This window comes from Xanthomonas codiaei (assembly GCF_002939785.1).
GTDB classification, from domain to species: Bacteria; Pseudomonadota; Gammaproteobacteria; order Xanthomonadales; family Xanthomonadaceae; genus Xanthomonas; species Xanthomonas codiaei.
In genome coordinates this window covers 42,660-52,266 of sequence record NZ_MDEC01000033.1, presented here as the reverse complement: position 1 = coordinate 52,266, position 9,607 = coordinate 42,660, and the positions used below count along the sequence as shown (strand labels likewise).

General features: G+C 60.7%; 10 protein-coding genes and 1 other RNA gene. 5 read left to right on the top strand and 6 right to left on the bottom strand.

Features of this window, described 5'->3' with window-relative positions; all coding sequences use genetic code 11:
• Positions 1-171 precede the first annotated feature (171 nt).
• Positions 172-417, top strand: a complete 246-nt coding sequence (locus tag XcodCFBP4690_RS22815) for a hypothetical protein (protein ID WP_167394705.1) — start codon at positions 172-174, stop codon at positions 415-417.
• A gap of 20 nt (positions 418-437) precedes the next feature.
• On the opposite strand, the gene XcodCFBP4690_RS18915 is transcribed toward XcodCFBP4690_RS22815, so the two are convergent.
• From XcodCFBP4690_RS18915 to XcodCFBP4690_RS18895, 6 genes are all read right to left on the bottom strand, one after another.
• Positions 438-1,016 (bottom strand): hypothetical protein, encoded by a 579-nt coding sequence (locus XcodCFBP4690_RS18915; RefSeq protein ID WP_244183722.1) that lies wholly within the window; start codon positions 1,014-1,016, stop codon positions 438-440.
• 34 nt (positions 1,017-1,050) lie between these two features.
• The gene (locus XcodCFBP4690_RS22550; protein ID WP_146091968.1) at positions 1,051-1,269 is read right to left on the bottom strand and encodes a hypothetical protein; all 219 of its coding nucleotides are present in this window, start codon (positions 1,267-1,269) and stop codon (positions 1,051-1,053) included.
• A gap of 29 nt (positions 1,270-1,298) precedes the next feature.
• On the bottom strand, positions 1,299-1,883 hold the full coding sequence (locus tag XcodCFBP4690_RS18910) for a hypothetical protein (protein ID WP_244183720.1): 585 nt from the start codon (positions 1,881-1,883) through the stop codon (positions 1,299-1,301).
• A 168-nt stretch (positions 1,884-2,051) separates the two neighbouring features.
• Positions 2,052-2,633, bottom strand: a complete 582-nt coding sequence (locus XcodCFBP4690_RS18905) for a Rossmann-fold NAD(P)-binding domain-containing protein (RefSeq protein WP_244183719.1) — start codon at positions 2,631-2,633, stop codon at positions 2,052-2,054.
• A gap of 4 nt (positions 2,634-2,637) precedes the next feature.
• Positions 2,638-4,059, bottom strand: a complete 1,422-nt coding sequence (locus tag XcodCFBP4690_RS18900; protein ID WP_104543395.1) for an HlyD family type I secretion periplasmic adaptor subunit — start codon at positions 4,057-4,059, stop codon at positions 2,638-2,640.
• Entirely contained in the window at positions 4,056-6,221 is a 2,166-nt protein-coding gene (locus XcodCFBP4690_RS18895) for a type I secretion system permease/ATPase (protein ID WP_104543393.1), read from the bottom strand. Before XcodCFBP4690_RS18895 ends, XcodCFBP4690_RS18900 begins: the two co-directional genes overlap by 4 nt.
• A gap of 286 nt (positions 6,222-6,507) precedes the next feature.
• Between XcodCFBP4690_RS18895 and XcodCFBP4690_RS18890 the strand changes: the two genes are divergently transcribed.
• The 4 genes from XcodCFBP4690_RS18890 to XcodCFBP4690_RS18875 all read left to right on the top strand — a co-directional run bounded on the left by XcodCFBP4690_RS18890 (position 6,508) and on the right by XcodCFBP4690_RS18875 (position 9,605).
• Entirely contained in the window at positions 6,508-7,779 is a 1,272-nt protein-coding gene (locus XcodCFBP4690_RS18890; protein WP_104543391.1) for a pyridoxal phosphate-dependent aminotransferase, read from the top strand.
• Positions 7,779-8,441, top strand: coding sequence for an SGNH/GDSL hydrolase family protein (locus tag XcodCFBP4690_RS18885; protein WP_104543389.1), 663 nt, complete (start codon positions 7,779-7,781; stop codon positions 8,439-8,441). The genes XcodCFBP4690_RS18890 and XcodCFBP4690_RS18885 overlap by 1 nt, the downstream gene beginning before the upstream one ends.
• Positions 8,442-8,695: 254 nt before the next feature.
• Positions 8,696-9,367, top strand: coding sequence for a methyltransferase (locus XcodCFBP4690_RS18880; protein WP_104543387.1), 672 nt, complete (start codon positions 8,696-8,698; stop codon positions 9,365-9,367).
• A 162-nt stretch (positions 9,368-9,529) separates the two neighbouring features.
• Positions 9,530-9,605: non-coding RNA, sX9 sRNA (locus XcodCFBP4690_RS18875), on the top strand.
• Positions 9,606-9,607: the final 2 nt, after the last annotated feature.

The window sequence follows — 9,607 nt, the reverse complement described above, 5'->3', positions numbered from 1 at the left end:
AGCGTCACCGAACGTCAGCTGCATGGATGAATCCTCTACATGAGGCGGTAGTGTCGCGCATCTGTGGTGAGTTGATCAGACCTTTCATAGGTGATTTCCTGATAAATAGGTGGCCCATCGGTCGAGTTGGGAAAGCCACTCTTCAGAGCTACTGAATATCGATCCACATCAATGCGCCGCCCATCGCTGAGCCACACCTGCTCCTTCCAGCGCATTGTGTCTTTGTTGCTGCAACCGCTCAACAAGGCGGCAGACATCAGCCCAGCAACTATCGCCCACCTACACACCTTCATCGCGTCGCACCTCGTTGATTACTTCTTTTTGAAATTAGCCAGCACTCAGACCGGTCTAGCGAAGTGCATTCACGCAATGCCCGCTGCATTGCGTGAATGCACTTCATTGGTTACAGCAGCCTGATCAAATCACTTCGCCCCTCCTTATTTACAAGATAAGTTTTTTCTAGCATAGAATTCGGAGACCATGCTTGGCGGCTGGTCGTCAAATTGCCCGGTGAGGTCCGCAACTTCTTTCCATGACAGGTATTGCGCCCCTCCCGCCCAACCATCCTTACGAAGGATCCAATGCGCATTTCCAGAGAGGTTCATCCGCATCTGATCAAGCGGAGCTTCGCTCTGATCGATTTCACGCATTTTCCCATTGCGCCAACGAAAGATATTCAAAAGAAACTCGCCTTTACGTCTTCCCGCACAGAATTGATCTCGGTTTTTTGCGGCCATGGTAATCAGATAGGCGTCGCTACCAACGATATAAAAAGATTCCGGCTCAATCACACCTTCTGCAGTCCAGAGCACTTGCAAGGGCTTATATCTAAACTCTTGATGCAACGTAGCGATTGAAGACGAATTTGGGAAATCTATTTTCCCTACCGCCTGACGCTCCACCTCCACAAATCGCCCCTCACCCAGCCAGACCTGCTCCTTCCATTTCATCTTTTGCTTGCAACCAGACGTAACTGTCATGGCCAACGCCAAACCAACGAGCATTAATAGCTTCATACGCTTTATCTCTCCCCTCAGCGCTTCGGTTTTATTAATTCGCAATGGACTTACGAAATACTTTTTGCATTACGTAAGTGCACTGATCGCAAAGTAACCGGGGCACAAACCCTGTCACCGACATGGAGTGATCGATCTGGGTCCAACCATCTTGAAGCTGAAGGGTATTCAGCTCATTTTTTACACTTGGTTTTTCTCCATATACATTCACCGCCAACAATGCATAACCAAGCTGCACTTTACTAAAATCCATGGCAAATCATCCTTTTAATATTTGGATATTTATTTACAAACCGCGTAATCGCGCTTTTTATAGAAGTCGGCAATCAATTTGGGAGGCCCGGAACTTCCCTGCCCTGTTACGTAAGCGATGTCATCCCAGGAAAGATAAGTCACGGGCCTGTCCGCATGACGAAAGCCCCAATTCCCAGTTCCCGACAGATTTATCCCCATGCGCGAGATGGGTGCCTCATGCTGGTCAATTTTCTGGATTACGCCGTTGCGCCAGCGATAGACATTTATCAAATAGGACCCAGGTACCTTGCCCACACAGAAGTCTTTCGCACCCTCATCTGCATGGACAACCAAATAGGCATCTCCCTGAATGATATCGAAAGTATTCATGGTACTCGCCCCTCTCATTCCAGCGCTCTTGGTCGACCAATACACGCCGAGCGGGGCATACCTGATTTCTTGATAAATAACAGGACCATCGTTGGAATTGGGAAAGCCGCTCTTCAATGCCACTGAATATCGATCCACATCGATACGCCGCCCATCGCTGAGCCACACCTGCTCCTTCCAGCGCATGGTGTCTTTGTTGCTACAACTGCCCAACAAGGCGGCAGACATCAGCCAAGCAGCCATCGCCCACCTACACATCTTAATCGCGTCGCACCTCGTTGATTACTTCTTTTTGAAATTAACCAGCACTCAGACCAGTCCAGCGGAAGTGAATTCACGCAATGTCCGCTGCATTGCGTGAATGCACTTCATTGCGTTACAGAAGCCTGGCGGAAATCACTCAGCACATCCTTAATTACAAGATAAATTTGGTGTTCTAGTATAGAAATCAGAGACCGACCTTGGCGGCTGGTCTTCAAATTGCCCGGTGACTCTTGCAACTTCTTTCCATGAAACGTGTTGCGCCCCCCCCGCCCAGCCATCCTTACGAAGGATCCAGTGCGCGTTCCCGGAAAGATTTATCCGCATCTTATCTAGGGGTGCTTCGTGCTGGTCGATCTCTTGCACTTTCCCATTGCGCCAGCGCAAGACATTCAGCAGAAAATCGCCTTTACTTCTTCCCATGCAGAACTTATCGCGAATTTTCCCGGCAGTTGTAACGAGATATGCATCGCTGCCAGCGATGTAAAAAGACTTTACTTGCGCTGCTCCTTCGTTCTCCCAGAACACTTGCAAAGGGTCGTACCTGAATTCTTGATGGCGCGTGACGATTGACGAAGAATTTGGGAAATCAATCGTTCCTTCTGCTTGACGCTCCACCTCTACAAAGCAGCCCTCATCCAACCAGACCTGCTCCTCCCATTTCATCTTTTGCTTGCAACCAGACATACACATCATGACCAAGGCCAAGCCGACGAGCATCAGCAGTTTCATAACTTCATCTCTCTCTCAAAGATTCCGAGCCATGCATTCGTAAGGGACTCAATAAATAGTCAATCACCCGCCGCTTCCCGGTCTTGACCTCCGCGCTCAAACTCATCCCCGCACTCATCCGCACCTTGACCCCATCGATCTCCAGCGTGCTGCCGTTCAATTTGATGCGTGCGGGGAATACCAAACCGAGTTTTTCGTCCTGTGCGGCATCGTGGGACACGCTGGCGACCGTGCCGGTCAGATAGCCGTAGCGGGTGTAGGGGAAACTGTCGACCTTGACGGTGACCGGTTGACCCGGGCGCATGAAGCCGATGTCCTTGTTCAAGACGGTGACTTCAACCTCCAGTGCCTCTTCGGCTGGCACTACGACCAGTAACGGCTGTGCGGGCGTGACTACACCGCCTACGGTGTGCACGGCCAGCTGCTGGATAGTGCCGTCCACGGGCGCGTGCAGGGCCATCAACTTGTCCCGCTGTCCGGTCTTGGCGACGTCCTGGGTCAGTTGGCCGGCTTGTTCGCTAGCTTGGCGCAGCGCGTCCAGCGCTTGCTGGCGTGTATCGGTGACAAGCACGCGCAATTCCTCTTGCGCTGCGCTGATGGCCGAGCGGATTTCCTGCAGGCGATTGCGTTGCGTGGCGAGCTGGCTTTCTGCGGCGATGCGCTCCTGTTCGCGTAATAGATAGTCGTGACGGCCGACGTATTTGCCTTCGACAAGACGGCCGTAGTCTTCCGCGCGCACTTTGGAGATGCGTGCGGATTCGGCCAGCGGTTCGATCGCGTCCTGGGTAGTCTGCAGTTCGGCCTGACGTTGGGCAATGCTGGCTTGCAAGTTATGCCTGCGGGCCTGGAAGGCATCGAATTGGCTACTGACCAGTTGCTGCTCGTTGGCGACGCGCTCTGCGGGTAGATCCGGTGCCGCGCCCAGCTGCGGTGGCTGCCCGGTGGCGATGGCGGTTGCCAGGGCGGCCTGACGCAGCGCGGCGAGCCGTGCATTGATCAGTGCGTCACCGGCCTGGGCAAATTCGGCGCCGGTGGCGGTGGCATCGAGTTCGACCAGCAGTTGGCCCTTCTTCACCGCTTGTCCGTCGCGCACCAGGATTCTGCGCACGACTGCCGTCTCTGCGGTCTGCACCACCTTGGTTCGCGAATCGACCACGGTCTTTCCGGGTGCCACCGCGACGATGTCGAGCTTGCCCAGGCACGCCCACAGCAGCGCCACACAGAAGAAGCCGATGATGATGCGCATCGTCCAACGTGCGGTGGGCGAGACCGGGGTTTCGGTCAACTCAAGATGTGCGGGCAGGAACGCACGTTCATCGGCGCTGCGCGCGGGCGGGTCGAGCTGGCGGCGCACCGCCCAGGCCGATTTGAAGATCTTGAAATAGCGGAGAAAGAAATCGCGCCATCCCTGGAGCAGGTGCTTCATGGTGTCCCCTGTTGCAGTCTGTACAGATGCGCGTACTGGCCTTCCGGGCGGTCGACCAGCTCGGCGTGCGAGCCGCTCTCGACGATGCGCCCCTTCTCCACCACGACAATGCGATTGGCCTGCCGCACGGTGGACAGGCGATGGGCGATGATCAGCACGGTGCGACCCTTGCAGATCGCGCGCATGTTGCTCATTACCGCGTGCTCGGACTCGTAGTCCAGCGCACTGGTGGCTTCGTCGAGAATCAGGATGCGTGGGTCGCCTATCAAGGCACGTGCGATCGCGATACGCTGGCGCTGCCCACCCGACAAACCGGTGCCGTGCTCGCCAACTTTGGTGTCGTAGCCTTCCGGCAATTCCAGAATGAAGTCGTGGGCACCTGCCAGCTTGGCCGCATGGATCACCCGCTCCAGCGGCATGCCGGGATCGGTCAGGGCGATGTTTTCGCGCACGCTGCGGTTGAACAGGAAGTTTTCCTGCAGCACCACGCCCAGCTGACGACGCAGCCAGGCCGGATCGGCCAGCGCCAGGTCCTGGCCATCGATCAGCACCCGCCCGCGCTCGGGCGTGTAGAGCCGCTGCACCAGCTTGGTCAGCGTGCTCTTGCCGGAGCCGGAACGGCCGACAATGCCGATGATCTCGCCCGGGCGAATATCCAGCTCGATGCCGTTGAGCACTTCTGGTGCGTCCGGCCGATAGCGGAAGGTCACTCGTTCGAACGTCACCTGCCCACGGATCGGCGGCAACGCCAGGCGGCTGCCCGGCACCTCGGTGCGGGTATTGAGGATGTCGCCCAGCCGCTCGACCGAGATACCGACCTGCTGGAAGTCCTGCCATAACTGGGCCAGGCGGATGATCGGTGCGGTGACCTGGCCCGACAGCATGTTGAAGGCAATCAGCTGGCCGATCGACAGCTTGCCTTCCATCACCAGTTTGGCGCCCCAGAACAGCACTGCCACAGCGGTGAGCTTCTGCACCAGTTGCACGCCTTGCTGGCCCAGCGTGGCGATGCGGGTGACGTTGAAGCCGGCGCTGACATAGCCGGCCAGCTGGTTGTCCCAGGTACGGGTCACGCGTGGATCCACAGCCATCGCCTTGACCGTGCCGATGCCGCTGACCGTCTCCACCAGGAACGATTGGTTGTCTGCGCCACGCGCGAACTTGTCGTTCAAACGCTGACGCAGCACCGGGGTGATCAGGCCAGAGATGGTGGCGTACAGCGGCAACGACAGCACCACGATCAAGGTCAGCCAGCCGCTGTACCAGAACATCACCGACAGAAAGACCACCGTAAAGAACAGGTCCAGTACCGAGGTCAGCGCCTGCCCGGTCAGGAAGTTGCGGATGTTTTCCAGCTCGCGGACACGCGCAATGGTGTCGCCAACGCGCCGCGACTCGAAGTACGCCAACGGCAGCGACAACACATGCCGGAACAGTCTCGCGCCCAGCTCCACGTCGATCTTGCTGGTGGTATGCGCAAAGACATAGGTGCGTAGGCCGGACAGCAGCACATCGAACACCGCCATCGAGACCAACCCGATCGCGATCACGTCCAGTGTGGTCAGACCGTTATGCACCAGCACCTTGTCCATCACCACCTGATAGAACAGCGGCGTGATCAGCGCGAACAGCTGGATGAAGAACGAGACGACGAAGACCTCGATCATCAACTTGCGATACTTGACCACCGCAGGGATGAACCAGCTGAAATCGAACTTGGCCAGATCGCCGAGCACCGAGGCGCGCGAGGCGACCTGCAGCAACCGCCCCTGGTAACGCGCCTCGAACTCGGCGGGTGAAATGCAGCGCGGCCGCTTTTCGACCAGATCGTGGATCAGGATCTGGTCCGCTCCGACCTTGGCCACGATGAACGCGTCACCTCCCGGCACCAGTGCCAGAGCCGGCAGTGCAGCCATGCCGATCCGCGCGGCCGGCTGGGCGACCACCTTGGCTTTCAAGCCCAGTTGCTTGGCCGCCAGCAGCAGCGTGGTCTCGTCGAATGGCTCACCCCCACGGCCAAAGCCATGCGCCAACTGCGTCGCATCGGCGGCAATCCCATGAAATTGCGCCAGAAGGACAAGTCCCTGCAGCCCCAGATCCGGCCGATCATGCACCGACGAGCCGCCCTCGACTAACGAGAGCGACGCACTTCCCCCTGACATAACGCGTTCCTTGCTGAGAGCCGACGGGCTCAAGTGATGGAATAGAATCTTGGGATGTTAAGAACCTGTCAATCAGCCAACCCCGTGCTGACGATCTATTTTCTCAATCAGCCGTCTCCCGGGCTGAGACGCAGCCACTGATGCCGGTCGGGTCATTCCCTGATGGCAATACCTACTAATGGTGAGCAGCAAGGGGCGCCACTTGACATCGTTGCCGATGCAAGCATGTCTGCCTGTCATATTTCCGCTACCATGCCAAGCCTCACGCCTACAACCGGCCCGCCGTATGTCCACTGCCCCGCAAAAGCCGCTCGCCATCCGCGAGCGTCTGTCCGAAGTCCGCTACGAAATCCGGGGCGAACTGGCGCGGCGAGCGCGGGAGCTGGAGGCCCAGGGCCGTAAGCTGATCAAGCTCAATATCGGTAATCCGGGCGCATTCGGGTTCCGCGCGCCGGAGCATCTGCAGCGCGCGATCGCCGACGACATGGGCCGCACCGATCCCTACACCCATCAGCAGGGCCTGCCGGAAGCGCGCGAAGCCATCGCCACCGCGTATTCGCGCCGCCAGCACCCCGATGCGCACCCCGACCGGATCTTCGTCGGCAACGGCGTCAGCGAGCTGATCGACCTGTCGCTGCGCGCCCTGCTCAATCCGGGCGACGAAGTGCTGGTGCCCTCGCCCGACTACCCGCTGTGGTCGGCGGCCACCATCCTCAACGACGGCCGCCCGGTGTACTACCGCTGCGCGCCGGAGAACGGCTTCCAGCCGGATCCGGTGGAGATCGAGACGCTGGTGTCCTCGCGTACCCGCGCCATCGTGCTGATCAATCCGAACAACCCCAGCGGCGCCAGCTACTCGCGCGAGTTGCTGGAGCGCATCGTGGCGATCGCGACCAAGCACAACCTGCTGCTGATGGTCGATGAGATCTACGACCAGGTGCTCTATGACGGTGCGGCATTCGTGCCGGTGGCGCCGCTGGCCGGTGCGCATCCGTGCATCACCTTCAGCGGCCTGAGCAAGGTGCACCGCGCCTGCGGCTGGCGGGTGGGCTGGGCGCTGCTGTCCGGCGAGCAATCGCGCATCAACGACCTGCGTAACGCAATGGATCTGCTCGGCGCCTTGCGCCTGTGCGCCAATGTGCCCGGCCAGTACGCCATCGATGCGGCCGTCAACGGGCCGGACACCATTTCGGCGCTGTGCGCGCCGGGTGGCCGTCTATACGAAACCCGCCGCGCGGTGATCGAGGCCTGTGCGGCCAGCGAGCATCTGCAGCTGGTGGCACCGGCCGGTGCGTTGTATGCGTTCCCGGCGGTGGTGGGCGCGGCCGCGCGCAACTTCGACGATCACGCGTTCGCACTCGATCTGATGAACGAGGAAGGCGTGCTGGTGGTGCCCGGCTCCAGCTTCAACGTGCCGTATCGCCACCATTTCCGCGTGACCCTGATGCCGGAAGCCAGCGTGATGCGCGACGTGTTCGCGCGCATCGACCGGGCACTGACACGCCGTGCGGAAGCCGTGACCAAGGTCGTGCCACTCAAGTCGCGCAGCGTCGCCTGATGGCGGCGTCTGCCGCGCCGCTGCGCTATCTGGCGCTCGGCGATTCCTACACCATCGGCGAAGGCGTTGCCCCAGCGCAACGGTGGCCGGTACAGCTGGTCGATGGGTTGCGTGCCTACGGTTGGAACGTGGCGCCGCCGCAGATCATCGCCACCACTGGCTGGACCACCGACGAGCTGCAGGCCGGTCTCGATGCCGCTGCGCCACAGGGTCCGTTCGATCTGGTAAGCCTGTTGATCGGGGTCAACAACCAGTACCGCGAGCGGTCACTGGACGAGTACCGCAGCCAGTTCGATGCGCTGTTGCAGCGCGCGATCGAACTTGCCGGCGGCCACGCCGCACGCGTGCTGGTGCTGTCCATTCCCGATTGGGGGCTGACGCCGTTCGCACGCGCGCAGGGCCGCGATGCCGGCCTGGTTGCGGCGCAGATCGACGCGTTCAACGCTGTGGCGGCGGAGTGCTGTGCCGAGCGCGCAGTCCGCTTCGTCGATATCACACCCACCAGCCGCGACGGCGGCGATGCGGTGGAGATGCTGGTCGACGATGGCCTGCACCCCTCGCCCGCGATGTATGCGCGCTGGGCCGCGGTGGCCTTGCCTGCGGCGCGCGATGCACTGGGCGCAGTCGGTTCGGTGGACTCCATCGGCTCTCTGCCGGTCTAGCCAGCCCCCGCACCCGGCGCTCGCGCGCGAGGCGAAAGACTCATTCGGCCACGGCCCTGCCGCTCTCGCATGCAGCGCGAGACCTGCGTCTGCCCATGTTCTCCAGCGCTGCCGCCAGTACGTCCTGGCTTGTCCAGGCGGGTGGCAAAAACGCCAAACCCGGCCTACCCCAATCGCGCCGCCAGGCCCTAAGCTACCCGCGCAGCACGTCTGATTGCCAAGGAACGACATTGCATAGCCCCGCTACCCAACCGATGAGCCGCGCACAGGCGCTGGCCATTGCACGTGCCTTCCTGCCCCCGCATCCGCTGGGCAACCGCTACGACTACTACTACACCCAGGCCAAGCTGCGCACCGACCCGCTGTATCCGGGCGTGCTGGCGCAACTGCGCAGCACCACCGCGCCAGTGCTGGACCTGGGCTGCGGGCTGGGCCTGCTTGCCCATGCCCTGCGCGCCGATGGCCAGGCGCTGGCGTACTACGGCGTGGATGTGGATGCCTCCAAGATCCGCCGCGCGCAGCACATCGCGCAGCGTTCGGCGCTGGGCGACACCCGATTCGAAGTGGTCGACCTGAGCCTGGCATGGCCGCAGCACCAGGGCAGCGTGACCATCCTGGATGTGCTGCAGTACCTGCAGACGGACATGCAGGCCGGCCTGCTGCGCAGCGTGGCGCAGATGCTGACCCCCGGTGCCAAGCTGGTGATCCGCAGCGCGCTGGGCGACGACAGCCGGCGCGGCCGCACCAGCCGCGTCACCGACGTGCTGGCGCACCTTAGCGGATGGATGCAACGCATGCCGCGCAGCTACCCCACCCGCGACAGCCTGCAGGCGCAGCTGGATGCCGCAGGCCTGCGCGCCACGTTTGCGCCGCTGTACGGCAATACGCCGTTCAACAACTGGCTGATCGTGGCCGAGCCGCGCTGAGCGCGGCGGTCTTGGCAAGACCAGTGCAAGCAGACCCGGTGGCTGCATGCACCGTCTCCATTGCTGACCTGCGCAGCCGACGCGCGCCGCGCTACCCCTTAAAGCAACTCACACAATTCCTGCGCGGCCGCCAGGCGGGTGCGGCCGGCGCTCGGAATCGGTATGTACCGCTCGTACACTCCGGTTCCTCCGCGCCGTCCGCAGCTGCCTGACGATCGCTCGCTGCGGTTTGTCAGCGCT